At 57.3% G+C, this 25,227-nt stretch carries 21 protein-coding genes and 1 pseudogene; 8 read left to right on the forward strand and 14 right to left on the reverse strand.

All coding sequences use genetic code 11. From position 1 onward, the window contains the following. Positions 1 to 128: 128 nt before the first annotated feature. Together D3D02_RS17245 and D3D02_RS20460 are read right to left on the reverse strand one after the other, a co-directional pair. Positions 129 to 1,121, reverse strand: a complete 993-nt coding sequence (locus tag D3D02_RS17245; RefSeq protein ID WP_121571198.1) for a transposase — start codon at positions 1,119 to 1,121, stop codon at positions 129 to 131. A gap of 547 nt (positions 1,122 to 1,668) precedes the next feature. Continuing rightward, complete coding sequence (locus tag D3D02_RS20460; protein ID WP_147435673.1) at positions 1,669 to 2,622, reverse strand: glycosyltransferase; 954 nt, start codon at positions 2,620 to 2,622, stop codon at positions 1,669 to 1,671. A 251-nt stretch (positions 2,623 to 2,873) separates the two neighbouring features. Here D3D02_RS20460 and D3D02_RS17255 point away from each other — a divergent pair, with 251 nt between their 5' ends. From D3D02_RS17255 to D3D02_RS17270, 4 genes are read left to right on the forward strand one after another with little or no spacing between them, the layout of a single operon-like run. Further along, positions 2,874 to 3,653, forward strand: coding sequence for a formyltransferase family protein (locus D3D02_RS17255; RefSeq protein ID WP_121571200.1), 780 nt, complete (start codon positions 2,874 to 2,876; stop codon positions 3,651 to 3,653). Beyond that, positions 3,653 to 4,744, forward strand: coding sequence for a DegT/DnrJ/EryC1/StrS aminotransferase family protein (locus D3D02_RS17260; protein ID WP_121571201.1), 1,092 nt, complete (start codon positions 3,653 to 3,655; stop codon positions 4,742 to 4,744). Before D3D02_RS17255 ends, D3D02_RS17260 begins: the two co-directional genes overlap by 1 nt. After that, complete coding sequence (locus tag D3D02_RS17265) at positions 4,741 to 5,700, forward strand: Gfo/Idh/MocA family protein (protein ID WP_121571202.1); 960 nt, start codon at positions 4,741 to 4,743, stop codon at positions 5,698 to 5,700. The genes D3D02_RS17260 and D3D02_RS17265 overlap by 4 nt, the downstream gene beginning before the upstream one ends. Beyond that, positions 5,697 to 7,061 (forward strand): nucleotide sugar dehydrogenase, encoded by a 1,365-nt coding sequence (locus D3D02_RS17270; protein WP_121571203.1) that lies wholly within the window; start codon positions 5,697 to 5,699, stop codon positions 7,059 to 7,061. The genes D3D02_RS17265 and D3D02_RS17270 overlap by 4 nt, the downstream gene beginning before the upstream one ends. On the opposite strand, the gene D3D02_RS17275 is transcribed toward D3D02_RS17270, so the two are convergent. Further along, positions 7,048 to 7,797 carry a polysaccharide deacetylase family protein gene (locus tag D3D02_RS17275; RefSeq protein WP_121571204.1) on the reverse strand — a complete coding sequence of 250 codons (750 nt, stop codon included), beginning with the start codon at positions 7,795 to 7,797 and terminating at the stop codon, positions 7,048 to 7,050. The genes D3D02_RS17270 and D3D02_RS17275 overlap by 14 nt on opposite strands. Positions 7,798 to 7,878: 81 nt before the next feature. On the opposite strand from D3D02_RS17275, the gene D3D02_RS17280 reads away from it, so the two are divergent. Both D3D02_RS17280 and D3D02_RS17285 read left to right on the forward strand, forming a co-directional pair. Beyond that, the gene (locus tag D3D02_RS17280) at positions 7,879 to 9,063 is read left to right on the forward strand and encodes a CaiB/BaiF CoA-transferase family protein (protein WP_121571205.1); all 1,185 of its coding nucleotides are present in this window, start codon (positions 7,879 to 7,881) and stop codon (positions 9,061 to 9,063) included. 32 nt (positions 9,064 to 9,095) lie between these two features. Further along, positions 9,096 to 10,004, forward strand: coding sequence for a DapH/DapD/GlmU-related protein (locus D3D02_RS17285; protein WP_121571206.1), 909 nt, complete (start codon positions 9,096 to 9,098; stop codon positions 10,002 to 10,004). 133 nt (positions 10,005 to 10,137) lie between these two features. On the opposite strand, the gene D3D02_RS17290 is transcribed toward D3D02_RS17285, so the two are convergent. Genes D3D02_RS17290 through D3D02_RS17300 form a run of 3 tightly spaced genes read right to left on the reverse strand, consistent with a single transcriptional unit; the run spans position 10,138 to position 13,126 of the window. Beyond that, positions 10,138 to 11,613 carry a tripartite tricarboxylate transporter permease gene (locus D3D02_RS17290; protein ID WP_199723145.1) on the reverse strand — a complete coding sequence of 492 codons (1,476 nt, stop codon included), beginning with the start codon at positions 11,611 to 11,613 and terminating at the stop codon, positions 10,138 to 10,140. A 26-nt stretch (positions 11,614 to 11,639) separates the two neighbouring features. Beyond that, complete coding sequence (locus D3D02_RS17295) at positions 11,640 to 12,119, reverse strand: tripartite tricarboxylate transporter TctB family protein (protein ID WP_121571208.1); 480 nt, start codon at positions 12,117 to 12,119, stop codon at positions 11,640 to 11,642. Continuing rightward, positions 12,116 to 13,126, reverse strand: coding sequence for a tripartite tricarboxylate transporter substrate binding protein (locus tag D3D02_RS17300; protein WP_121571209.1), 1,011 nt, complete (start codon positions 13,124 to 13,126; stop codon positions 12,116 to 12,118). The genes D3D02_RS17295 and D3D02_RS17300 overlap by 4 nt, the downstream gene beginning before the upstream one ends. 197 nt (positions 13,127 to 13,323) lie before the next feature. Here D3D02_RS17300 and D3D02_RS17305 point away from each other — a divergent pair, with 197 nt between their 5' ends. Beyond that, positions 13,324 to 13,830: a helix-turn-helix transcriptional regulator gene (locus D3D02_RS17305; RefSeq protein ID WP_121571210.1), complete on the forward strand. Its 507-nt coding sequence runs from the start codon at positions 13,324 to 13,326 to the stop codon at positions 13,828 to 13,830. A gap of 7 nt (positions 13,831 to 13,837) precedes the next feature. Here the strand turns inward: D3D02_RS17305 and D3D02_RS17310 are convergent, their stop codons facing one another. The 5 genes from D3D02_RS17310 to aglG form a co-directional block, all read right to left on the reverse strand. Then, positions 13,838 to 14,875, reverse strand: coding sequence for a glycosyltransferase (locus D3D02_RS17310; protein ID WP_121571211.1), 1,038 nt, complete (start codon positions 14,873 to 14,875; stop codon positions 13,838 to 13,840). Positions 14,876 to 15,275: 400 nt separating this feature from the next. After that, entirely contained in the window at positions 15,276 to 17,093 is a 1,818-nt protein-coding gene (gene glmS / locus D3D02_RS17315) for a glutamine--fructose-6-phosphate transaminase (isomerizing) (RefSeq protein ID WP_121571212.1), read from the reverse strand. Position 17,094: 1 nt separating this feature from the next. Further along, a complete protein-coding gene (locus D3D02_RS17320) occupies positions 17,095 to 18,252 on the reverse strand; it encodes a sugar phosphate nucleotidyltransferase (protein ID WP_121571213.1) in 1,158 nt (385 codons plus the stop codon). Between the two features lie 51 nt (positions 18,253 to 18,303). Beyond that, the gene (locus tag D3D02_RS17325; protein ID WP_121571214.1) at positions 18,304 to 19,260 is read right to left on the reverse strand and encodes an NAD(P)-dependent oxidoreductase; all 957 of its coding nucleotides are present in this window, start codon (positions 19,258 to 19,260) and stop codon (positions 18,304 to 18,306) included. 54 nt (positions 19,261 to 19,314) lie between these two features. After that, a complete protein-coding gene (gene aglG / locus D3D02_RS17330) occupies positions 19,315 to 20,226 on the reverse strand; it encodes a glucosyl-dolichyl phosphate glucuronosyltransferase (protein WP_121571215.1) in 912 nt (303 codons plus the stop codon). Positions 20,227 to 20,389: 163 nt separating this feature from the next. Here aglG and D3D02_RS17335 point away from each other — a divergent pair, with 163 nt between their 5' ends. After that, positions 20,390 to 21,811 carry an oligosaccharide flippase family protein gene (locus tag D3D02_RS17335; protein WP_121571216.1) on the forward strand — a complete coding sequence of 474 codons (1,422 nt, stop codon included), beginning with the start codon at positions 20,390 to 20,392 and terminating at the stop codon, positions 21,809 to 21,811. A gap of 124 nt (positions 21,812 to 21,935) precedes the next feature. On the opposite strand, the gene D3D02_RS17340 is transcribed toward D3D02_RS17335, so the two are convergent. The 3 genes and pseudogenes from D3D02_RS17340 to D3D02_RS17350 all read right to left on the reverse strand — a co-directional run. Then, entirely contained in the window at positions 21,936 to 23,315 is a 1,380-nt protein-coding gene (locus tag D3D02_RS17340) for an ATP-binding protein (RefSeq protein WP_121571217.1), read from the reverse strand. 263 nt (positions 23,316 to 23,578) lie between these two features. Beyond that, a complete protein-coding gene (gene glmU, locus D3D02_RS17345) occupies positions 23,579 to 24,778 on the reverse strand; it encodes a bifunctional sugar-1-phosphate nucleotidylyltransferase/acetyltransferase (RefSeq protein ID WP_121571218.1) in 1,200 nt (399 codons plus the stop codon). A 286-nt stretch (positions 24,779 to 25,064) separates the two neighbouring features. After that, positions 25,065 to 25,227, reverse strand: a pseudogene (locus tag D3D02_RS17350) (ISH3 family transposase); the annotation flags it as partial.

Here is a 25,227-nt window from a genome sequence, read left to right on the forward strand (position 1 = left end):
TAACGAACCGGTCGGAGATCACTGCTGTCTGGTGATTCGATGGCCTACATTCGGGTGAGCTGAAGCTCACCCCAATAATTATCATCAATCACCTGCTATTTTTCGTTGCAGGATTTTCATAGGAGTTCTCACACCGTGATGATCGTGCTTCCCGGATTATCTCCGCGTTCGTAGTTGGTGATAGCGACGACGAGGCGAAGGCACAGAGCAAGAAACACCTGCGCTCGTGCGTGGACGCGGCCTCGGGCGTGCGTTCGCCCGAGGCCGCAGTCCTTCACTGATTCGTTGGTTCGTTCGACTCCAGTACGGCGGTTGTACGTCTCATCCAGCGTGGACTGCTTCAGCTGAACGTCCTCGCTGTGTTTCTCGATGCGGTCTTCGACCCTGTACTCGATGTCTTTCGGGTCGTCGGTGTTTCGCGCGTTGTACGGAGCGACTGGCACGACACCTGCGGCCAGCAGGTGGTCGTGCCAGTCGAGCGTGTCGTAGGCGCTGTCACCGACCATCCAGATCGGTTTGGCGACGACGAGCGCGTCACGTGTGACGCGCATCGCCGTCTCTTCTGGCGCTTGTTTGCTCTCGGTGAACTCAGCTGCAATCGGAATCTTTTGTCCGGTCGAGACGATCGTACAGCCGTAGCCGTGGTAGTATTCGTCGTCGGTTGGATCGTAGCACTTCGACGCGTCTTGATCGGCGGGCATCGCCCTCACGTCAGTTGAATCGATGCAGTAAGTCAAGTCGAGCAGGCCGCGGCGGGCGGCCTGCTCGACGAGTCGGTCAAACACCTCGTCAACGATGTGTTCAAGATCGGTGAGAAAGCGATCGACTGCGTCTCTCGACGGCGGTCGATCGAAGCCACAGCTGAGCCAGACGACCGTGTTCCGAAGCTCTCGTTCAACGGGACGAATGCCGTAGATGTCCTTGTAGTAGCAGTGGAGGAAGCCACGCATCAGCTCTGGTGGTTCGTGGTCTCGTGTTCGCCCCGTCTCCGCCGGGGCGAACACGTCGAACTCTTCGAGAAACTCGAAAGAGAGGTGCTCAACCAACGCTAACGTCTCTGTCTCCGCGACATTGAAGAACGAGTCTACCGAAGGGTGATCTTGCAGGGTCGCTGAACTCATTCCACCTCAGCGTTCACCCTGCTCTTTGGTGTGCTAATCGTTCTATGGCACCCTCTTTGAATGTAAAATGATCTTATCTGGTTCCCCAGTATGCCTCATAGAAATGGCAACAGATTTGAAAGAACCATACAAACCAGCTCTTGTTAACCCTGCATATACCTTTGATGGGAGATTCATAGGTAACTCAACTCTTGATAACCCAAATAGGCTTAGCTTTTCGCTTTTGTGTAGCACATTGTTGACCTCACGGCGTTGTTTTGATAGCGTTTTTGAGAGCGTCACGACCCCGCTTTCGGTACAATTCGCAGCGACGTTGGAAGTGCCAGTGTAGGTGCATTCTTAGTAAGTTTCTTTCTCAGACCGCCTGACCTGTATTCACGGACACAGATCCTGCTTGTGTGTTTGCTGTATTCCTAGTGCACATTTCTATCCTACGTGGTAAATTTCGGGAATCCCGCAGTTGGTGAGAGTGCAATTACACCTACTAGAGTTTCAGCATATAGTGAAAAAATAGGATTTCAACAGAGCCACGTCTTCTCTTCCAAAATCATAGGTTGTTATATATCTCTATACACTTACGAGCAGCAGCCTCGGTATCACGATGTTCTTCAACATATTTTCTCCCGTCTCGGGAAAGTTGCTGACGAAGTCCCTCATCACGTATTAATTTCTTTAGACTATGTTCGATTGTCTTCACAGAAGTGTTCAGAACAGGCATATTTGTGGCATACTGATCATATTCTTCATTGATATATACAATTACGGGCTTTCCAAGAGCCATCGCTTCTAAACTAATCATACCGTGCCATCCTCGTAAAAATTGGTCGGCAACGACATCTGCCTCTGCGAATCTTTCTAAAACTTCATTGTGACTTACATTCTCTACAATCTGTAACTCAATATTGAATCCATTTTCTCTTAGATTTTCTACCGACTCAATCAAATATTTTGTACCTTTGTTTTCTCTGTCAGTAGGTGCGTGTACGACTGTCAGAGGTGATTTATGATCGATTTCTGTCCCAACATAATTGATACTTGAGACATCTATCGGATTTAATAATAGTTCGGCGTCGGGATCCCATTGCAGAAGATCGGGAGTTGAAACTAGCCTTGCATCAGCAAATTTTCTTTCAAAAAAGCTCGGTCCAGTCGCGCGAACATCCGTACCATGGTGATGTTTAATGACTTTCTTATTATTCACTTTCCACAGAGGGAATTCAAGACCTTTTGGAAAAGGACCCCTACCGATAATACTGTGAAAATGAAAGTGCAGAATGTCGTATTTTTGTATAAGTCGTTGGAATTTGAGCGGATGAGTCGTAGCACTAATCATTCGCTTGACGATAGATGGACTATTACTAATTTCAAACCGATAATCATACTCATATTCATTCTGGTTTTTGGATATGATAAGTATGTCACTTTTATGACCTAATTGCCGCTGGCCATTCCGTAAAGCGGTGGCAACCCCTGCAGTATTCCCAATGTGAAGTATATTCATACTCTCACTCTGTCTACACCATACATATATCTTATTCTGGTAGTAGACGCCGTTCACCTATGATTCTGCTACCCGAACTCGCCACTTTGATGGTGAGTAGTCACGGCTCTCTAATTGTCAGCATTCTATAGTTTCTGAGTAAACAGCCCCGTCAGTCTTCCTAAATGCTCACAGTTCTTTGTGCCACCGAGAGCTAGTACATAGTCAGAACATACCAACAGACACATACTGATTCCATATCATCTGCTAGTATGGCCTCAATTGCGTTACTTGGAAGTCGCCCGTTGAGCAGAGAGTGTTTGAAAATCCTCGACAACACTGACGAGGTTACTGTTGAGGCTGTCGTTACCTATCCGCAAGAACATAATGGCTGGTGGGAAGGATCGCTGAACAAACTTGCTACCGATCTCGGTTATCCTGTCGTTGAGGAGTCTGATCTTTTCACATACGATCTTGACTATCTCATTAGTACTCTGTATTTCAATGTGCTGAGTAGTGACTTACTCGAACACGCTAACAAGGGGGGACTAAACCTCCACCAAGCTGAACTCCCCCGATACCGAGGCAGCAACACGTTCAGCCACGCGATAATGAATGCCAGAGAAGACGACTACTGGAAGTACGGAACGACCTTCCACTTTATGACTGAGGAAGTCGACGCGGGCGACATCATTGCTAGGAATTTCGTCGACATCACCGAGGAGGACACGGCTAAGTCGCTCTATGAAAAGACCGAGCAGGCATCCATCGAACTGTTTGAGGAGATGATTCCTCACATCATCTCTGGAGAGGTCCACGAAATGCGGACACCGCAAAAGAATTTTGAGAGTAAGGAATACTTTTACAGCAAGAATAGTCTTGATGGCGAGAAGGAAATTCTGCTAGACGAACTCTGTGACCCAGATCAGAAAGTCCAAATATACGACAAGATCCGAGCGCTGGATTTCCCGCCGTTCGAACCTGCTTATACGTACCTGAATGATCAAAAAGTGTATCTGACGAAGACCTCCTACGAGGAAATAGTTGAGTGATGATTCCGATTGCGAACCCGCAGATGGGAGCTGAAGAACACGATCTTGTCGCCGACGTGCTCGACTCGGGGATGTTGGCGGACGGCCCGGAGGTCCGCGCCTTCGAAGAGGAGTTCGCCGAGTTCTGTGATGTAGACCACGCGGTCGCCACTGCAAACGGCACGACAGCGCTACACGCAGCATTCGAAGCGCTCGGCATCGGCGAGGGCGACCGCGTGCTGACGACGCCGTTCTCGTTCGTCGCCAGCGCCAACGCGATCCGACTCGCAGGGGCGAAACCGGTCTTCGCCGACGTACGACCCGACACGTACAATCTGGACCCCGACTCGGTCCGCGACGTACTGGAATCTGAGTCCGTCGACGCGATTCTCGCAGTTCATCTCTATGGCCTCCCGGCGGACCTCGATGCACTGGCTGACATCGCCGACGACCACGGTCTCCCACTCGTCGAGGACGCTGCACAGGCCCACGGTGCGACGGTTGAGGGCCAGAAGGTCGGATCTATCGGGGACGTTGGTTGTTTCTCCTTCTATCCGACCAAGAATATGACCACGGGCGAGGGCGGAATGATTACCACTGACGATGAGGAGATTGCAGCGCGCGCTGCTTCGTTTATCAACCACGGCCGCTCTATGGACGGTGGAAGCTACGAACACGTCCGCCTCGGCCACAACTTCCGGATGACGAGCGTCGCGGCCGCGCTCGGCCGAGCACAACTGGAGCGCCTGCCAGAGTACACGGAGCGGCGCCGGGAGAACGCCGCAGTGCTGACCGAACAACTTGAAGAAACTGCAGTCACGACCCCGGTCGAACCGGCGGGACGGATGCACGTCTACCACCAGTACACTATCCGTCACGAGGACCGAGACGCGCTGAAAACCCACCTCGAAGAACAGGGCGTAGGAAGTGCGGTATACTACCCGACCTGTATTCACGAACAGCCGGCCTACGATCACGTCACTCACGAATCGCCTGTCGCCGAGCGAGCAAGCCGAGAAGTGCTTTCGCTCCCTGTCCATCCTAATGTGGACGAAACAGACATTGAGACGATTACCGACGCCGTCCGCTCGTACACGGAGGGCAAGCGATGATCAATGTCGGCGTCATCGGCGTCGGGAGTATGGGTAGCAACCACGCCCGGATCTACAGCACGCTTCAGGAGGCCAACCTCGTCGGAGTCAGCGACGCAGACGAGGGGCGCGCCGCGGAAATTGCTGAGCGGTACGAGACTGCGTCGCTCGATCTAGACGCCCTCATAGAGCGGGCGGACGCCGTCTCAGTAGTCGTTCCCACCCAGTTTCATTATGAGATCACCCGGAAATGTATCGAGGCAGGTGTCGATGTCCTCGTCGAAAAACCGTTCGTGGCCGATCCCGAACGCGGCAAGGAACTCATCGACCTAGCCGAGCACGAGGACGTACTGATACAGGTTGGACATATCGAGCGGTACAACCCCGCTGTTCTCGCTCTCGAGGACGTGCTTGCCGGCAAGGAAGTGCTCGCGTACGAAGTGCGTCGACTCGGTCCCGACCCGGAGCGCGATATCCAAGACTCGGTCGTCGCGGATCTGATGATCCACGACCTCGACATCGTCCGGACACTCGCAGGGGAAGAACCAGAATGTATCGACGGGATTGGCCGTGAAGACGGCAAGCACGCCACTGCAACGTTCACATTCAGTGACGGCGCGGTGGCGACGCTCACGGCGAGCAGAGTCACCCAACAGAAGATTCGAGAACTGGGCATCGCCACCGACGAGGGGTACGTCAACGTCGACTACCTCGACCGGCGCGTCGAAATCTACCGCGGATCGATGCGAGAGATGGTGAGCAGAGACGACGAGACTCGGTACCGTCACGAGAGCGTCATCGAACGACCATTCGTCGAGAACGTAGAACCACTGAAACGAGAGCTCCGATCGTTCCTCGCTGCCGTGTCGGGCGATCAAGAACCGGCAGTCCCAGCAGAGGATGGTCTCGCTGCAGTGCGGCTCGCACTAGCGGTCGAGGACGAAGTATTCCCGGCAACGGGGAGTCGTAAGTTATGAAACTGTACGATCCACGTTCAGCAGAGGAGACGAAGCGAACAGCCCTTCTGAGGGGTGAAGTCCCGATCGCAGTCTACGGCTTAGGGAAAATGGGGCTGCCCCTCGCCGCAGTCTACGCCGACGTAACGAGGAACGTTCGAGGGGTAGACGTAGACGCTGAGATCGTCGAGACGATCAACGGTGGACGGTCCCCATTCGATCACGAACCGGGACTCGGTGAACTGGTGGCAGAGACGGTTGCCGACGGCGCACTGCGAGCGACGACTGACTCGGAGTCCGCGGCGCGGGAGGCAGCGGTCCACGTGATAATCGTCCCGACACTGGTGACGGAGGACAGCGAGCCGGACCTCTCGACGGTTCGGGCTGTGGTCTCAGACATCGCCACCGGCATCGACGCTGGCGATCTCGTTGTCGTCGAATCGACTGTTCCACCTCGTACGTGCAGCGATGTCGTCGCGCCGCTCATACGGGAGGAGAGTGACCTCGACGAGGGTGACTTCGGCGTCGCTTTCTGTCCTGAACGCACAAAAAGCGGTCGAGCGCTTGAGGACATCCGCGGGAGTTACCCGAAAGTAGTCGGGGGAATCAACGCGGAAAGCACGAACGCGGCAGCGGCGATATACGAAGAACTCACTGACAACGAGGTTGTTACAGTCTCTGATGCAACCACCGCCGAGGCGGTCAAGCTCTTCGAAGGAGTCTACCGTGACGTCAACATCGCTCTTGTCAACGAACTCGCCCGGTTCGTTGACGAGACAGGTATAGACGTACTTGAGGCGATCGATGTCGCAAATGATACTCCCTACGTCAATCTCCACGATCCTGGGGCTGGTGTTGGGGGACACTGTATTCCCTACTATCCATACTTCCTGATCGAACACTTCGAGACGCTGGGACCACTGATGCGGACAGCCAGGGAAGTCAACGACTCGATGCCGTCGTTCACCGTCGATAAACTCCTCGAGGGACTCAACGCAGCAGACCTTCGCATCGGTGATGCGACGATCGCTGTGCTTGGTGTCACCTACTATCCAGGGATCCCGGAAACGCGACACACACCCGCCAAGCCGATCGTCGAACGGTTGGTCGGCCAGGGAGCTGATGTGTATGCGGTCGATCCGGTGATGGAGGACCTATCGGAGTTTGAGGGAGCGATACCGCTGACTGTCGAGGAACTCTACGACATCGATCCGGACGCAGTTGTGCTCGTGACTGCACACGAACCGTTCCAAGAGATAGCGTGGGACGAGTTCGACGACCTCGTCATCATTGACGGTAGAGACGCGATCGACCTTGATACGGATCGCCACTCGCTCTATACGATCGGTTCGGGATGGAATCAGAACGCTACGCAGAGTTGAAATTGACCCGATACGCGGACTCGAACTGCTCTCGGAGTTCGTCAAACTTCGCTTCGATGTCACGCTCGATCCGTTCGCCGAACGAAGCGTCTTTGTCCCCCCACGAGCCCGGATGCACCAAGATCTGCGCCCTGTCCGGATAGCCGTCTGCGAATGGTGGTTCAGATCTCCACCGTTGTCTCGAATCGGCGATGTACTCGAGATCGTCAAAGCAGTATCCGTTGTACGTGTTAACGAACGAGTCGAACACCTCACCAAATACCCAGTCAGGCGGCATATGGAACGACACCGCCGACGACAGCCCTTCGATACGAGTCTCCAATATATTGATTTCTGACTGCACGCGGTCTTCGAGTGATTCCTTTGGGGGAGTAGTTTCTTCGTCCCAGTACTGATGAGAGCTGAAGTGCAGGCCGATTTCGTGTCCCATTGCTTGCAGCTTCTCGATTATTTTCAGAACGGACTCTGAGAACACGTTGTAGAGCGGATTAGAGAGCATAAAAAAGTATGTAGCAGTGACGTCGTATTCCTGTTCGACCTGCCCCATCCGGAGCGCTTTTGCCGGAGACCAGTCGACGTCGTGTCGCAAGATGATTTCTTTTTCGCTGAGTCGATCGTCGAACTTTCTAAACTGATACCCTCGGCTCCGGAGCTGTTCCAGTAAATCCCGATAGGTCTCGTAGGTAAATTCGAAATTCTGGTCGATGTCGCCAGTCGAAACCATAGCCCACTTCATCACGGGATTTTCAAAACTGTGTCGATACCTACCATTTGAACCGATAACAATTTTTAATTTGTTCTGCCTTGGAGCAGAGGTATGGAACAGCCGCTCGAAGGCATAGAGGTTCTGGACGTAGGCCAGATCTATAACGGGCCGTACTGCGGGCTCATTCTCTCGTATCTCGGGGCGGACGTGATAAAGGTCGAACCGCCATTCGGAGAACCATTACGGTCGCGCGTCGAAGAAGGGGAGCCAGAAGAATTGATAATGCTGAACTCCAATAAAAAAGGAATCACGCTCAATTTGAAATCTGAGCGTGGGAAAGAGCTGTTTAAGTCTCTAGTTGACGACGTCGATGTCGTCATTGAGAACTTCTCGCTCGGGACGATGGAGAAGTTGGGCCTAGGATACGAGACGCTCTCTTCGATCAATCCGGAGCTGATATACGCACAAGGGACCGGGTTTGGTCGAACTGGGCCAAAGAAAGACCGGCTTGCGATGGACCTCATCGTCCAAGCGACGAGCGGGGTGATGGACGTGACTGGGTATCCTGATCAGGAGCCGACGAAGACCGGCATCGCTCCGGGAGATTTCTTCGGCGGAATCCACCTCGTGAGCGGCATTCTTGCGGCACTCTACGAACGAGAGCGGACGGGAAGTGGTCAGCTCGTCGAAGTCGGTATGTACGACGCGGTGGTCCCGTCGTTGCTGTCGCAATTAGCCATTCAGTATCGGGATCCGTCGACACCGTCCCGAACGGGGAACCGCCATAGCGCGATGGCAAAAGCGCCCTATAACGCGTACGAGACAAAAGATGGCTTTATTACAATAATCTGTGCCTCGGACGAACACTGGCGTCAACTGCTCAAATTAATGGGCCGAGAAGACCTACTCGGTGAAGATCGGTTCGAAACGAACGTCGACCGGGTGAATAACATCGACGAGGTCGACGGAATTGTCGAGTCTTGGACAAAAAAACTCGAGACGGATATCGCCGAAGAACGCCTCCTCGACCGCGGAATTCCCTGTGGTGCAGTCCAGACGATACAAGAGGTCTTGAATGACCCGCACCTCCAAGAGCGAGATTCTGTTGTCGAAATTGACCATCCGGAAGCCGGTGAAATCAAAGTACCAGGATCACCAATTAAATTTTCTGAGAGTCCGGATGCGGCGATTGAACCATCACCCACGAAGGGGGAACACAACGAAGAGGTATTGCGGTCCCGTCTCGGCTTGTCTGATATAGAGATAGAGGAACTCCGTTCGAATGACATCATCTGAACAGTATCCACGAAAGTCGCCGATACACACCTATGTCGACAAATAACATCCGATTCGAACGCACGAACAGAGAGCACCACTCGACTGAAATCGCATCCTACCTGAATAGAGAACACAGGGGAAAAGAGCAGAGTGTTTCGGGCTTCGCCTCCCTGGGCGAGGCGACACCTGAAGATCTGGCGTACTGTCAAGAGGGATATGAAAAGGAATTGTTGGACTCGAATGCCGGTGTCGTGATTACTTCGGTACACCCGGACGAGCCCGTCGAGTGCGCGCTGATCCTGTCGCCGACGCCACAGCCGGATTTCGTTATGACCGTTCACGATTTCTTCGTTGAACGGCGGCCGAGCGAGTCAGTCCACCCATCGGCGACTATTTCTCCCGAAGCGACGCTAGGTGACGGTTGCGTTATCGGCCCTGGCGTAACTATCGGTCCAAGCGTTACTATTGGCGACGAGTGTATGTTGGGACCAGGCGTTACGATTGGGGAGAACGTCTCGATAGGAGATCGCTGTATCCTTGGAACGGGAACGTCAATCGGCCAATCAGGGTTCGGATATCAGCTCACGGCTGACAACAGGGTTATGAACAAAGTTCACGAAGGGAGCGTCGTCATCGAGGACGACGTTCACTTCGGCGTGAATTGCTCGGTTGACAGGGCAACCTTCGATACGACACGGATCGGCGAAGGATCGAAAATACACAATTTGTGTAGCTTTGCACACAACGTCGATATCGGCGCCCGAAACCGGATGAGCCCGGGGTGTCACTTTGCCGGGAGTTCGACGACGGGAGATGACGTCAGAATCCACCCGCACGTCGTTGTTGGCAGTCACGTAAGTATCCTGGACTCTGCGGAGGTGGGCGCGAACTCGACGGTATTGGACGACGTTGACGAGGACACCCTCGTCGTTGGTTCACCTGCACGACCTATCGATTAAGGAGCGAAACAGAACTTTGACGTAGCGAGCAGAAACGAGAGGTCTCTCGATGCTTCGATAATAGTGTCCGTTTCGTTTCACATATGTGGAGACGAAGAGAAACCAGTGGAGAAGTGATGCAGAGTTTGCAGCATCACTCGGCTTGCTTGTCTCGAACCGCTGTAACGGCGAGTGAGAAGGCAATTAACACGAGGAGCGCAACGGAAATGTTGCTCGTAGTAAGGAACTGAACTGCGTTACCTTGGTTGATTGTCCATCCCTGTACGAATCCTTCTTCGGCGAAACCACCAACAATGACGCCGATGACGACGCTCACCATTGGATAATCGCTCACGACGAGAACAACGCCAACTAGCCCAAAGAGAATCATAATGAGGACATCGATGTAGGTGTTGCGAACAGCAAATGCTCCGACGATCGCGAGAACGGTGACAACGGGAATAAGGTACCGGATCGGAATCCGGGAAATCTTACCGAAGTACCGCGCACCACTGAGGCCGTAGACCAAGACGAGAACGTTACCAAGGAACAGCGAGAATATCAGGGCGTACACGAGTGTACCAGAGCGCCCGAACAGACCTGGACCAGGGTTGAGGCCGTGAATCGCGAACGCGCTCAACAGCGCGGCCGTCGAACCGCTTCCAGGGATGCCGACAGTCAATGTAGGAATGAGCGCACCCCCCTGAGTTGCGTTGTTTGAGGAGTCCGCAGCGATGACGCCCTCAATAATTCCCGTGCCGAATTCTGCGGGATTCGACGCCCAGCGCTTCGCCTCGTTGTACGAGACGAAGTTTGCAACGTCCGCGCCGGCACCCGGTAGCGAGCCGATGAAAACGCCGATGAAGGTCCCACGCAGGAACTCGACCGGGCGTTGGAGGACGGCGCGGATCCCCTCAGAAATCTGTGTTCGGTCGTCCGATTCGCCGGCACCGTTTTCGAGTATCGATCCCCGCGCTGCGAGAAAAAGCATCTCCGTGAACACGAACAGACCGATGAGTACTACGACGAAATCGATACCACTCCTAAGCAACGGTTGACCGAAAACCGCTCGTGGCTGTGCGAGTTGGGGGTCGCTCCCAACCGTAGCGATCAGCAGTCCGGAGGTGCCGCCTAGCAAACCCTTCAGCAGAGATTGACCTTTTGCAGCGGGAATGATGGTGAGTGCGAATATCGCGAGGAGAAATAGTTCGACCGGTCCGAAGCCGAGCGCGAAGTCAGCGAGTACAGGGCCGGCCGCAAGGAGGACAATCGCGGCAATGATACCAGCAAACCCCGACACCACGGCAGACACTGTAAGTGCGTACGTCGCACGTCCAGCCTTCGTGAGTTCGTATCCGTCCCAGCAGGTGACGACCGAGCCGGGTGCGCCGGGAGTATTAATCAGAATTGCGGGAATCGATCCGGCATACACAGCCCCCCCGTAGGCTGAGACCAGAAAAATCAGCGCGACTGAAGGGTCGAAAGGGATCGTGACAGGCGTAAACAGTATAATCGTCATCGTCGCGGAGAAGCCGGGGATGGCTCCGAAGACAATACCAACTGCCACACCGACGAAGATGGCTGCGATGACAGCAGGATGTGATAGTAACCCGATTCCCTCTCCGATCACACTTGCGAGGAGAAGTGTTGAGCCACTCATAATGGTATCCCAAGCCAGAGCACGAACACTGCATAGATAATCGCCGTCAAGACAGTGGAGTACGCGATGAGAATTCTCGGGGTACGCTCGCCTAGAACGTACAACGTCCCTCCGAGAAACAGAAGCGTTGCTAAGATGAACTGGATACGCATACCGATGAGGTATGCAACTGTCAAGAGGAGGACGCGGAGTACCTCTTTCGAGTGCCACCCGTCACTGGTGAAGCCGGACATACTGCTTACTGACTGACTCTGCTGTGTGTCGTCAGGGTTGATCCGAACGCCGAAGACGGCGACTACGGCAAGCGCAAGGAGTACTGTCGCGTACAGAGTTGGTTCCGCGTACAACAATGACCGATCTGGGAGCCCCCGTGTATCGACATAGTATACCGCACAGAACGCGAGAACGACGAACGGAAAAATCAACTCTGTGGCGTCGATTTCGAGCCTGTAGCCCCGGATCGAGAGCGTTGTCATCGGTTGCGGAATGTGTCGAAGAGACCTTCAAACTCCCGCATCGAGTCGCTAACACTCTGTACGATTTCGAACGTATTGTCGGGCTCGTTGTATCTGAGAATTTTGTTGAGGTTTCCCTGTTTAGCCGCGCTCTCTCGATACTCTTCCGTCTCCATAGCACGTTTGTAGCTGTCTACGAGGGTCTGGTACCGGTCAGGATACTCCTCTTTGAGCCCCCCTGGGGCCATCATCAGTTTCCACTGTCCAAGTCCTTCGTCAACGAGCGGAATGTCGTCAAGACCTAACTCAGCGAATGAAGGGGTCTCCGGCCAAAGACTTTGGCGCTCAGCGGTGTGCGAGCCAAGTGGTGTTACTTCCCCAACATTCGCAGGATTGAACGCCCACGGCTGATTGACGACGACTGGAACTTGTCCTCCGAGGACGTTCTGACGAACGCTTGACCCTCCCTCAAGGTTCACGAGGTTGAACTCAACATCGTACGTGTCCTGAACGAGAAGCGCCGAGAGTGCGGTGTTCCCAACCGCGGACGTGAGACCAACTGTGATTTCGCCCGGCCGCTCCCTGGCGTCGTCGATGAGGTCCGTCATATTCTCGTACGGCGTCTGTGTTCCGGCGAACCACATCGTCGGGTCGAAGTGGTTCGTCCCGATGTAGTCGAAGTCCTCGATGGTATAGGGGGCGTTCTGGAACAAGCGGGTCGCGTTCATCTGTGGGAGGTTCCACATCGAGACGGTATGCCCGTCTGGTTCGGCATTGTACAACCGTTCGCCACCGACCTGTGTCGAACCGCCCGGGTAGTTCTCCACTACGAACTCAGCGTTTAGTTCTTCTTGCCAGGGAGAGACGAGGATACGTGTCGACCGATCAGTTCCACCGCCCTGTGCCCAAGGAACGATGATTGTGATCGATTCGTTGGGGTAACCTTGACTTCCGCGTATTTCAGTACAGCCGGCAACTCCGACCGCAGCAGCTGAGGTGATTCCTTGAAGGTACGTTCGTCGATCCATATGCGAACAGTGCTCAATACCACGGTAAAAATATTACTCTATGGAAACTATATTTCCGGATACTGTAGTATATTGGAGCTGTTTTTCTACAACGTGTTCTGTATACCGGCGGGTGTGGATTCATTGATCTCGTGTGGTGGAAGTTAGGTCGGTTCCAAGGATGGAATTTATTTTGTCCCCCGCTCAATTTACGGACAATGTGGGATGAGGTTCTCCGTGGTGTTGTTACCGGTGAATTCGATGAGCGCCTATCTGAAGCATTACAGCAGCAGAATCTGACGATAGAGGAGTTTGCGGAACGTTACGACATCTCCGAGAGCACACTCTACAAGATAACAAGTGGACGTCATACAAATTTCGGCGTTGAAACGCTTCAGAAAATAATTCACGGGATCCAGGAGGAAGAAGGTTACACACAACCTACAATCGGCCTGATTACCACACGTGGCGCCTGTGATCGTGCGCCTAACCATATTGAGATTGACGACGTCAAGTATCGAATCAAACCGCTCCCATCCCAATCGATTGAGGAGGAAATCATCAGGGGTGTACGCGCAGAGAAAGATGGGGTTGACGGACTTCTGTGCGGACCGATTGCGGCCACGACACTCGAACAAGTGGTTGACGTCCCGGTTGGAGGCCTTCAGTTCGATACGGAACTCATCGAAACGTCGGTTGAGGACTTTATCCGACGGATAACGTAATCAGCAGTCACTCTATCAAGTCACGGAATACGTCGTAGTACATCGCAGCAATCTTGTCCCAGGAATTCTGCTTCGCGTACTCCTGCAGCGCAGACCCAGTGGCGGGAACCTGCTCAGGAGTCTGTCGAATCTTCTCCAGTGCATCCGCGATGTTCTCAGGTGAGGGTTCAATGAAGTGTACTTCCTCACCAGAGAAGACACGTTCGCGTCGTCCGGGTATGCCGAGAACGGTGAGGCCGGCCGCTCCGTACTCCAGCAACTTGAGGGGCCGCTCACCTGCCGACAGTGAAAAGCCGACATCACCAAAAGAGAGGTAGCCCGGAACTTCCTCGTGGGGAACAACGCCGGGGAAATAGACGTTCTCGTGTGTCTCAGCCGCTGCTCGAACTTTATCCACGTGTCGACCTTCCTCACCGAGGAACAGGAACTCCCAACCGGGACACTCGGAAACTGCTGTCAGTATCTCGGGGATGTGTTGCTGTTTATTGAACCCCCCAATGTACACAGCTAGTGGTGCGTCGAAGTCCAGCCCCAATGTTTCGAGTGTCTCACGTGCGCTCTCCACGACAGATGGATCGGGGTTGGCAAACTTATCGTACCAGACGGAGTTGCGTGCCAAGTGGCCGTCAAGTCCACGGGAGCGCGCCCGTTCAAGCACGTCAGCCTCAACAAAAAACCGGGCATCGGCACGTTTGAGCAGTTTCCACTCGTACCAGCTGAAAAACCGGAAGATTGGGCGGGAGAGGTCGTCTTCAACACGTTCTATTGGCTCAGTCACTTCAACAACGAATGGGACTCCTTCCAGCCGTGAGAGCAGATCACCGTAGTAGGCCCCGACTCGAACAGTCCCGACGACGAGGTCATAGTCTCCACTTAGAGCTGTCCGTATCGCCTTGATCGCATCTAGACCACTCGAATCTACGATATCCACCGACACGCCGCGATCAACTAGTCCCTCTCGGATGCGCTCGCGGCGGGTGCTGATGTGGGTCCCAACAGTTGGCCGAAGCCAGAGCACATCCATCGTCTTGACGTTAGTACTCATATATAATTAAGATGTTACGTATATCTCTCGGTTTTACCGTATTCGTGCTGTTGACCATTGCCCACCGCTCGGTTTTCAGCCAAGAGTCACCAAAGTTCCTTCGGATGTAATCCTCTTGTAGGCTGTAGATCGACTTTCTGGATCCAGTTGTGAACGGGGGAATGACAGCGTTCGACGCCCCGGTTGGTAAGGACAGAGACGATATCAAACACGATAATCTTGCAAATGGAGCTGGATACCCAGCTGCATGGTCGACGCGGGTATCTACCGCCGGTTTACAAAATCCAGCAGTCCCATCCGCGGACCTGCCTAGGCGGGCAGTCCCTGGATAGAAAACCAGAGATTCACTCCACCCAAGTATTCCTAACTAAACATAATTGGACATAGAGGATCGGATCTCTTATTCCACCGTCACACTCTTCGCTAGATTCCGCGGCTTGTCGATAGCCCGACCTTTCAGATTCGCCACGTGGTAACTGAACAACTGGAAGTAGACGTTCGCCACGAGCGGCTCTAGCTCGCCTAGTTCGGGCACCCAAAACACCTCATCGGCGAATTTCTTAGCATCACCTACCGTGTCTGAGGCACACCCGATCACGGGTGCGCCCCGAGATTCCACCTCTTTCACGTTATTCAGCGTCTCGTCAGCGTTGGCCCCCTCAGTCAACACGGCCAGCACAGGCGTCTCAGACGTCACGAGCGCCAGCGGCCCGTGTTTCAGTTCCCCTGCGGGGAACCCCTCGGCGTGATCGTACGAAATCTCCTTCAGCTTCAGCGCTCCCTCTAACGCAACCGGAGCCCCTAACCGTCGCCCGATGAAGAAGAACGCGTCGCCGTCGGCGTACTCTTCTGCTGCCAGACGCACCTGCTCCTCGTTATCCAACACCTGTTGTACGGCCCCTGGCAAACCACGTATGTCGGACAGCAACTCTTGGGCGTCCGCCGTCGAAATCGTTCCGCGCTGCCGACTCACGTGCACTGCCACTAGCGTTAGCGTCGCCACCTGCGAGCAGAACGTCTTCGTCGCGGCGACGCCGATCTCCGGGCCGGCGCGGATGAACACCGTATCGTCTACCAGTCGGGTTACCGTGCTCCCGAGCGTGTTCGTCACTGCCAGCGTTCGTGCGCCGGCGCGCTTGGCCCGCTTGAGTGCGGACAGCGTGTCGGCCGTCTCGCCGCTCTGCGTGACGGCCACCACGAGCGTCCGCCAGGGGTCGCGCCCGCCGTCGAATTCGTACTCCGAGGCGACCTCCACGGAGGTGCGAACGTCGGCGTGCTCCTCGAACAGCTTCGCCGCATAAAGCCCCGCGTGATACGATGTCCCGCAGGCGATGAACTGCACCTCCTCCAGCGAGTTCAGGTACTCTTTCGGCAGGTCGATCTCCAGGTCGACCTCGCCTTTCATCTCGTCGACCCGACCGGAAATCGCCTGGCGGAGCGCCGTCGGCTGCTCGTGGATCTCCTTGAGCATATAGTGCTCGTAGCCGCCTTTCTCAGCCGCTTCGGCGTCCCAGTCGACCTCCTGCACCGCACGTGAGACTTCCTCGCCGTCGACGTACACCGTCGCGCCCTCTTCGGTGATATGAATCACGTCACCTTCTTCCGGATAGCTCACGCGCCGGGTGTGTTCGACGAACGCGGGGACGTCGCTCGCGAGGAACGTCCCGTGGTCGGCGAATCCAAGCACGAGCGGGTTTCCGCGTCGCGTCGCGACGATGCCATCGCGATCCGCGACGACGACGCCGAGCGCGTAGTTCCCCTCGAGCCGATCGACGACGCTCGAAACCACGTCGACGAGGTCACGCTCGGGTTCGAGTTCCTCTTCGACGAGGTGCGGGACGACCTCTGTGTCGGTATCGCTCGTGAACTCGTGGCCGCGTGCTTCGAGCTCCTTCCGCAGCGTATCGTAGTTCTCGATGATCCCGTTGTGGACGACCGCGACGTCGCCCGATTCGTTCGTGTGCGGATGAGCGTTCACGTCCGTGGGCTCGCCGTGCGTCGACCACCGGGTGTGGCCGATGCCCATCGTCGCCGTCGAACTGTCCGGCAGAATTTCGGTGAGCGCCGAGAGCTCGCCCTCCTTCTTGTAGACATCTAAGCTCCCACCACCGAGGGCAACTCCCGCCGAGTCGTAACCGCGGTATTCGAGGTTCGAGAGCCCGTCTCTCAGGATCGGCAATGCGTCTTCCCGACCGACGTATCCGATGATTCCACACATCTTATCCCCTCCGCACGACCGCGTCGTGTTCGATCCGCCCGCTCACGTGACACCCCGATTCGACGGTCGTCTGATTGCCGAGCACGGTTCCCGGCGAAAGCGTAACGCCACCGCCGAGCGACCCGTTGTCGCCCACGACACCGCCCAGGCGTACCTGCTCGTACACGTCGTTGTCGACGACGACGTTCGTCTCGCCACCTTCGACCGTCGCGTTCGGCCCGATAGAGGCGTTCTCACCGACGATACAGTCACGAACGACCGCGCCGTCACCGATCCGCGCATCCGGAAGTACGACCGCGTTCGCGACGACGGCGTTCGATCCGATCACCACGTTGTCGCCGAGTGACGTGCCGGGCAACACCGTCGCCCCCGGTCGGATGCGAACGTCGGATCCGAGCGACGTCTGGTCGACGACCGTCGCTCGCTCGTGGATAGCGGCCGTCGACGAGTCGGACGGTTCGAGCCGGTCCAGCACGCGACCGTTGACCGAGACCACGTCCCAGAGGTGAGAGACGTCGAGCCAGAGGCCGTCGAACGGGACGGCACGCAGCCCGTCACGGCGTTCGCGGAGCGCGGTCGTGATCCCAAGCTCGCCTTCGGCCTCCGCAGACCGCAGGGCCTCGAAGATCGAGTCGTCGAGTCCGTACACGCCGGCGTTGATGTAATCGGTCTGTACGGTGTACGCCGGCGGTTTCTCCTCGATAGAACGAACCGCCCGACCTTCGAGTTCGACCACGCCGTAGTTTTCGGGGTGCTCGTGCCGCGTCACGGCAATGATGGACTCTCCCGTACTCCGTCGCTCGTCCATAACCGCCGAGATCGCGCTCGGTTCGACGATGCGATCGCCGTTGAGCGCGATGAACTCGCCTTCGACCTGTGATTCGGCTTGCAATAGCGCGTGACCGGTTCCGAGTTGCGTCTTCTGGACGGCGTACTCGATGTCGACGTCCCAGTCGTCGCCGTCACCGAAGTAGCTCTGGATCCGTTCGCGCTTGTAGCCCACGACGAACACGAACTCCTCGATACCCGCCTCGCGTGCGGCTTCGAGGACGTGTTCGAGAAGCGGCTGGTTACCGATGGGAATCATCGGCTTCGGCCGCGTCCGCGTGAGCGGCCTGAGTCGCGTCCCCTCGCCGGCGGCGAGGACAACTGCCTTCATACTACCTTTCTCGCGGTGGGGCGTGTTCAATATTTTGTGTCGAACGTTCGTTTACGACTCGCCCTGCTGGAGCGCTCGCCGGACCGTTTCCTCGACTGTATGTTCGGTCTCGAATCCGAGTCGCTCCCGCGCAGTCGCGGTATCGACGGTGAAGTCCGGCCCAGTGGGCTGGCTCTCTCGCGGGTCCTCGACGTACTCGATCGCCGGCTCGTAACCTCGTTCCTCCTGACAGACGCGCTGGATCAGTTCCGCGACATCGGTGACGCTCAACTGCTCGCCGCTCGCGAGCGGGATGTCTGCAGCGCCGTTATCCTCGTCCAGCAGAGCCGAAACGGAGTGCCGGTACGCCCGGGCGACGTCCTTCACGTGGATGAAATCGAACGTCTGCGTTCCAGGTCGGTGGACCGTCAGTGGCTCGTCATCCAGTGCGCGTCGGACGAAGATGTTGATTACTGTCTGCTTGGTCACCTCCTCTCTTCCGAACTCGTGCGTCCCGTAGAGGTTCGCAGTGAGGAACAGGTGTGCGGGGAACGCACTGCGGGCGAGATCGTGGATGTCGTCCTCGTTCATCTTCTTCGTCAGGCCGTAGAGACTCACCGGATCCCGCGGGTGTTCCGCTCCGATCGGAAACTCGACCGGTTCGCCGATCACAGCCATACTGGAGGCAAAGGCCAGCGGAATCCCGTGTTTGCGGCAGTACCACGCGAGGTTCTCCGTCCCCTGAACGTTGACCGAGAACGCACGGTCGGGATCGCTTTCACAATCCGGAATCCCGCTGATCGCCGCGAGGTGACAGACCACGTCGACATCCGACAGCGCTGTCTCCAGTCGCTCCTCGTCGCGAATGTCGAGTTCGACGAACTGTGCGTTCGAGAATGTCGAGATCTGATGGCCGGATAGATCGTCGATCGCAACTACGTCAGCGCCCGCATCGAGAAATTCGCGGACCACCCGCGAACCGATGTAGCCGCCGGCCCCCGTGACCGCGATCCGTCGAGAATCGAGCATACCCACAGTTTTCGGGGCACGGACATACCTTCTTCGAGAGAGTCGCACTCACACCTACGTAACGAGCGCGTAGAGAAACCCGAGTCCGACTGCCGCGGTGAGAACGGTCGCAAATAGCCCTTTCTTCGCGCTCGCAACCGACCGATCCCGAACTGTCTCGATAGCGTAGCCGGGCAAGCCCTCGAACAGCAGATACGAGAGGAACGCCCCCTCCTCACCGCCGGCGTCGTCGATGAGTTCCTCGAGAACGCGCTTCGAGTAGCCCTGCCAGAACGCCCGCTCGAGAAGCCACCGCGGGTCGGTCCGATACTCGAACACCTTGTGCTCGACGACGGCATCGGGATTGTACCAGACACGTTCCCCGAAGGCCGCGTACATTCGCGCCGACAACTCCGTCTCCTCGCCCTGGATCTGCCTGTCGCCGTGGCGGCCCAGGTTGGGGTCGAAGTCGCCGACTTCCTCGAAGACCTCGCGTTTGAACGAAATGTTCGAGCCGAACGTGTTCCTGACTTCGCGTTCGTCTTCCGGGAAGCCCCGGTGAGTGACGCCGACGAGCCAGTAGAACTCCGGCGGGAGCCACTCGGGTTCGCCGGCGACCCATCGCGGGGCCATCCGGCCACCGGCCGCAATCGCGTCCCGACGTTCGTACGTGTCGACCAGTTCTGCGAGCCAGTCGTCTCTGGCAACAGCGTCGTCGTCGAGGAACGCCACGACGTCACCGCTGCTCCGTTCGATCCCGGCGTTCCGGCTCCGCGAGAGCCCCATATTCGAGTCGTTACAGTGGAGAACGACCTCGTCGACGTCGCCATACTCGCGCTGCACCCGTTCGTAGAGTTCTTCGCTCCCATCTATCACGACGACGACTTCCACGTCGTCGTACGTCTGCGCCAGCACGCTCTCGATCGCGTCGCGGAGGTCATCGTACTGGTCCGGATCGTACGCGCAGACGACGACGGAGACGTCCATCGACCGATCGATGCCAACGAACTACCGTAAGGATTGTGTAATCGTATATTTGGCATCGATTACGGAACGCGTCGGCATCCCGTTTGGGACGGCTTATCCGTCTCGGACGTCGTACGTCTGCTGTGAACCGCAAGCGACGCCGCGCGCGGTTCCGTCCCCAACGATGAGAATCGGCCAGACCTCCTTCGTCGTCTTCGTTTCGAAGCTCCTCGGCTCGGCACTGGGATTCGTTGCGACCCTCTATTTCGCCCGAACCCTCGGAGCCGCCGTGTTGGGGCAGTACGCCCTCGTCCTCGCGGTCGTGGCGTGGCTCTCGCTGGCCGGGAACCTCGGCATCTCCGGGGCGATCACCAAGCGAATGAGCGAGGGGACAGACACGCCCGCGTACGCGACTGCCGGTGCGCTCGTCGTCGCGGCGCTTGGCCTCGCGCTCGGTGCGCTCGTGCTCCTCTTCGATGACGCCGTGAACGCGTACGTCGGGGAACCGGTCGCACCGCTGGTCGTCGCACTCCTGCTGTTGGGGCTCTTTCAATCCCTCACGAACTCGGCACTGCAGGGCGAGCGGAAAGTCCACATCACGGGGCTTCTCAGCCCCGTCGGGATCGCCGTCCGCAGCGTCATCCAGATCGCGCTGGTCTTCGTCGGGCTCGAACTGGTCGGGATGATCGCGGGCTACGCCATCGCGAACTTCCTCGTCGCCGTCGTCGGCCTCGCGCTGCTTTCGGTCGGTGTCGCTCGTCCGACTCGCGAACATTTCGCGTCACTCTACGAGTACGCGAAGTTCTCGTGGATCGGCGGCCTCCAGTCGCGATCGTTCAACGACGTCGACGTGCTGCTCTTGGGTGTGTTCGTCCAGTCGTCGCTCGTCGGCGTCTACTCGGCTGCGTGGAGCATCGCGAAGTTCCTCACGCTGTTCGACTCGGCGGTCAGTTCGACGCTCTTCCCGGAACTCAGCCGGGCCGACGCCGAGGGAAACAGAGAATCCGTCGCCGGGCTCGTCGAGGATTCGCTGACGTACGGTGGCCTCATCCTGATCCCGGGTCTCTTCGGCGGGTTCTTGCTCGGCGAACGGCTGCTCCGTATTTACGGTCCGGAGTTCGTTCAGGGGGCGGCTGTCCTCTGGATCCTGATTCTGGCGACGCTGCTCTACGGCTATCAGAAGCAACTCCTGAACGCGTTGAACGGCATCGACCGTCCACGGGTGGCGTTTCGGATCAACGCCGCGTTCATCGCGGCGAACGTCGTCCTGAACGTCGCGTTGATATCCGCGCTGGGCGTCGTCGGCGCGGCACTCGCGACCGCCGCGTCCGCAGCGCTCGGCGTCGTCCTCGCAGTCTCCGCCTTACGCTCGGAAGTCCACTTCACGATCCCGTACGGGGAAATCGCTCGGCAGTTCGTCGCCGCCGTAGCGATGGCGGCCGTCGTCGTCGGCACCGAGACGGCTCTGGAAACGGCGACGAGTCTCAACCACAACTTCGCGACGGTGGTTCTCCTCGTGGCCGTCGGCGCGACGGTGTACTTCCTCTCGCTGTTCGGCCTCTCCGCGCAGTTTCGAGCGACAGTGATCGAAAATAGTCCACTGTGACTTCCTGATATCTCGTGATGGGATTCCCCGGGTTCACGCGGAGGAAGTCAACAGCCGCATAAGTTGCTGCGTCGACGAGAATCAGATTCGGCAAAGAGGTTCGCTTGAGGGGAGAGAGAGGGCACTATGGGGCGTCGAAGATGGCTTCGAGATCCCGCACGGAGAACAGATGCACATCCGATCGGTCTGCGGTCTGTGCCTTGATCTCGTCTGTGAATCCAGATCGCGAAAACAGTGCGTACTCGACCGTCCGATCTCCAGTATGCCATCGAACCTCCGGTGTTAGGGCTTCGAGATCCGTCAGAAGCCCCGTACCCACGGGATCGTTCGTCCATTTACACTCGCCCAGCAGCAGTGTGTCCGTCTGTGAGTTCAGTCCGACGACATCGATTTCCGCACCATCGTACCACCAGCGGCCGACACGATCGCACGCAACCGGGAACGCACTCGTCGCGACGGCCTGCTGACAGATGCTCTCGAAGGTCTGACTCGTGTGTGTTGGTAATGCCTCCTCGATCGACCGACGGACTGGGGCCGTCCGTCCCTGTTCGAGGACGCCGCGATTCGGCGCAACGTATCGGAACCAAAAGCGGAGAAAGTCATCGGCGATTCGATAGACACCGCGGCCGTCGGGGTCGGTGACCGGGGTCTCTCGAATCACGAGCGCGAGTTTCGAGAGATTCTTGAGATACCGAGAGATGCTACTGGCGTCTTTGCCGATCTCGGTGGCGATTTCCGTCACCCGGGTCGAACCGCCTGCGATCGCTTCGAGGATCGCCATATACGTCGCCGGCTCCCGGAGTTCCTGTCGTAGCAGAAACTCCGGTTCCTCGTAGAGAAATTCTCCTTTCGAGAGCACGTGCGATTCGATGTTCGACAGCAGCGAGGCGTCGGGCTCGAACTGTTCGAGGTATGCGGGAACCCCACCGAGGACGCTGTAGGTCTCGATCTGCGTCTCGATATCGTAGTCGCCGAAAAACGCGCGCGCATCAGCGAACGAGAGTGGAGTGAGTTCCCACTGTCCGGTTCGACGGCCGTAGAGTGGACTCTCGTAGCTCAACACCCCTTCTTCCATCATCGAGATCGACGATCCGAGGAGGACAAGCGAAATCTCCGTGCCATCGAGGACGTCGTCAACAATCGTCTGAAACACTGATGGGATCGATTCGTCTTCCGCAACGAGATACGAGAACTCATCAAGCGCGACGATGCAGGCGTCGTCGACGCGGTTCGAGAGATATCGGAACGCATCGACAAAGCCGTCGACGGCAGGGGTGACGTCGTCGAACTGATCGGCACATTGGGCAGCAAACTGTTCCGCATTAGGTGCGGTTCCACGCTGGTCACAGAGGTAATACACTGATTTCGTGTCGATCGCATCCAGTGCGGTCGTCACCAGCGTTGTCTTCCCGACTCGACGGCGACCATACAGAACGAGCAACTGACGGTCGTCCCGAGCAAGATGTGAGCGCAACCAGTCCAGTTCCGCACCTCGGTCAATCATTATGCACACGATAATATTATCGCGTGCATAATAACTGTTCCCAGGATTATCCGCCGAGCGATTACTCGCCCACGATCCTAAAGGGCGGAGACCCTCGGGTATCGAGTTTCACCGACAATTTCGACAGTATCGGTGAACGAACGGGTCCCGGGGACCTGTGAACATCCGAAACTGACCGGGCAGATCGATCTAGTTGGCTTCCAACGATCTCGGAGTTTTCCCATTCGAGTCGGCTTCGACGGCGCTGAGGAAACACGACCGTGCTAGTTCTCGACGTCGCGCAGAACCGTCTTTCCGGGTTCGATCCCGACGCCGCTTCCGACCTTCACCCCGGCGTTGAGACTCACGTTGATCCCCGTCTTCACCTCGTCGCCCAGCACCACGCCGAGTTTCCGCCGGCCTGTATCGACGCGCTCGCCTTTCACCGTCATCTGCACCGACGCGTCGTCGTGGCGCAGATTGGCCACCTTCGTCCCGGCGCCCAGGTTCACGTCGCGGCCGAGCAGGGAATCGCCGACGTACGACAGGTGCGGCACCGCCGCATCCGACATCAGAATGGAGTTTTTCACCTCGACGCCGTGGCCGACGTGCACGTCCGGTCCGATCGCCGTCGCCCCGCGGACGTAGGCGTTCGGCCCGATTTCAGCACCCGACTTCACGACGACCGGTCCCTCGATCACGACCCCCTCTCGAACGGTCGCACCCTCCTCGACGACGACGTCACCCTCTAATTTCGCTCCGTCTGCGACGTCGCCGCGGACGTCGCGACCGATATCCGCGAGCACGCGTTCGTTCGCCGTCAGCAACTCCCAGGGGCGGCCCACGTCGAGCCACTGGCCGTCGTACTCGACGACTGAGACCTGGTGGCCGTCATCGAGCAGCAGTTCGAGCGTCTCGGTGATCTCGAATTCGCCGCGCTCGCTTCTCGCCGTTCGTTCGATGTACTCGAACACCTCCGGTTCGAACGCGTAGCAGCCGACGTTCGCGAGGTTCGTCGGCGGGTTCGCGGGCTTCTCGACGATGGCTTCGAGCGAGCTATCGGCGTCGACCGAGACGACGCCGTAGGAGGTGGGATCCGAGACGGGCGTCGTCGCGATCGCGTGCCCGCCGGCGTCGGCGAGCGCGCTTGGTAATTCGGGATCGACGAGGACGTCGCCGTTGAGGACGACGAATCGCTCGTCGACGACGGACTCGGCCTGCCCGATCGCGTGTGCCGTCCCGGCAGGCTCGCCCTGCTCGACGTACGTGATCGGCACGCCGCGGTACTCGTCGCCGAGCTGGTCGATCACGTCTTCTCCACGGTAGCCGATCACGACGACGAACTCGTCGACGACGTCGAGACACGCGTCGAAGACGTGTTCGAGCAGCGGCCGACCACCGGCGGGAAGCAGCGGCTTCGGTCGAAAGTCGGTCAGCGGTCGCATCCGCGTTCCCTGCCCGGCCGCGAGCACGACTCCGTACATACTGCTTCGGACGGAGCACCGCTGTATAGTGGCTGTGGTATTGCTGCTATTGAGTGGCTCCCGCGTGGAGGCAGATAGTCAAACGTTATTTTCCATCTCAAGAAAAAAGTCTCAGTACCTCACAAGGCGTCGCCAGCTAACCCGATCTGAGCTCACCAGTCTGTCCTGATGAGCCGTTGGTAGCGAGCAAGTGACGCTGGGAAAAGAGGAAGCGGTCGCTGTCGGCGGCAGTCAGCCGCCGACGCGACAGCGTTGCCACTCACGTGGAGGCGTGCTCGGTCGGTGACTACCGGTGGAACCGGTCGTCAGGTGGCCGGTTTGCGGGGACGGCCCGACGCGTCGCGAGGGCCGTCCACGCTGCCCGGCACATCATCCTGATGAACTCCGTGAACGGCCACTTCCAGAGGCGACGCCCGCCACGGCGGGGCGTCGCCACAAACTCCCAGTGC

This window comes from Halobellus sp. Atlit-38R, from assembly GCF_003665925.1.
Classification (GTDB): Archaea; Halobacteriota; Halobacteria; order Halobacteriales; family Haloferacaceae; genus Haloquadratum; species Haloquadratum inordinatus.

Excerpts from the sequence above, each read along its gene's own strand:
- D3D02_RS17245 (WP_121571198.1), bottom strand. The coding sequence starts at position 1,121 with ATGAGTTCAGCGACCCTGCAAGATCACCCTTCGGTAGACTCGTTCTTC.
- D3D02_RS20460 (WP_147435673.1), bottom strand. The coding sequence starts at position 2,622 with ATGAATATACTTCACATTGGGAATACTGCAGGGGTTGCCACCGCTTTA.
- D3D02_RS17255 (WP_121571200.1), top strand. The coding sequence starts at position 2,874 with ATGGCCTCAATTGCGTTACTTGGAAGTCGCCCGTTGAGCAGAGAGTGT.
- D3D02_RS17260 (WP_121571201.1), top strand. The coding sequence starts at position 3,653 with ATGATTCCGATTGCGAACCCGCAGATGGGAGCTGAAGAACACGATCTT.
- D3D02_RS17265 (WP_121571202.1), top strand. The coding sequence starts at position 4,741 with ATGATCAATGTCGGCGTCATCGGCGTCGGGAGTATGGGTAGCAACCAC.
- D3D02_RS17270 (WP_121571203.1), top strand. The coding sequence starts at position 5,697 with ATGAAACTGTACGATCCACGTTCAGCAGAGGAGACGAAGCGAACAGCC.
- D3D02_RS17275 (WP_121571204.1), bottom strand. The coding sequence starts at position 7,797 with ATGAAGTGGGCTATGGTTTCGACTGGCGACATCGACCAGAATTTCGAA.
- D3D02_RS17280 (WP_121571205.1), top strand. The coding sequence starts at position 7,879 with ATGGAACAGCCGCTCGAAGGCATAGAGGTTCTGGACGTAGGCCAGATC.
- D3D02_RS17285 (WP_121571206.1), top strand. The coding sequence starts at position 9,096 with ATGTCGACAAATAACATCCGATTCGAACGCACGAACAGAGAGCACCAC.
- D3D02_RS17295 (WP_121571208.1), bottom strand. The coding sequence starts at position 12,119 with ATGACAACGCTCTCGATCCGGGGCTACAGGCTCGAAATCGACGCCACA.
- D3D02_RS17300 (WP_121571209.1), bottom strand. The coding sequence starts at position 13,126 with ATGGATCGACGAACGTACCTTCAAGGAATCACCTCAGCTGCTGCGGTC.
- D3D02_RS17305 (WP_121571210.1), top strand. The coding sequence starts at position 13,324 with ATGTGGGATGAGGTTCTCCGTGGTGTTGTTACCGGTGAATTCGATGAG.
- D3D02_RS17310 (WP_121571211.1), bottom strand. The coding sequence starts at position 14,875 with ATGAGTACTAACGTCAAGACGATGGATGTGCTCTGGCTTCGGCCAACT.
- glmS (WP_121571212.1), bottom strand. The coding sequence starts at position 17,093 with ATGTGTGGAATCATCGGATACGTCGGTCGGGAAGACGCATTGCCGATC.
- D3D02_RS17320 (WP_121571213.1), bottom strand. The coding sequence starts at position 18,252 with ATGAAGGCAGTTGTCCTCGCCGCCGGCGAGGGGACGCGACTCAGGCCG.
- D3D02_RS17325 (WP_121571214.1), bottom strand. The coding sequence starts at position 19,260 with ATGCTCGATTCTCGACGGATCGCGGTCACGGGGGCCGGCGGCTACATC.
- aglG (WP_121571215.1), bottom strand. The coding sequence starts at position 20,226 with ATGGACGTCTCCGTCGTCGTCTGCGCGTACGATCCGGACCAGTACGAT.
- D3D02_RS17335 (WP_121571216.1), top strand. The coding sequence starts at position 20,390 with ATGAGAATCGGCCAGACCTCCTTCGTCGTCTTCGTTTCGAAGCTCCTC.
- D3D02_RS17340 (WP_121571217.1), bottom strand. The coding sequence starts at position 23,315 with ATGATTGACCGAGGTGCGGAACTGGACTGGTTGCGCTCACATCTTGCT.
- glmU (WP_121571218.1), bottom strand. The coding sequence starts at position 24,778 with ATGTACGGAGTCGTGCTCGCGGCCGGGCAGGGAACGCGGATGCGACCG.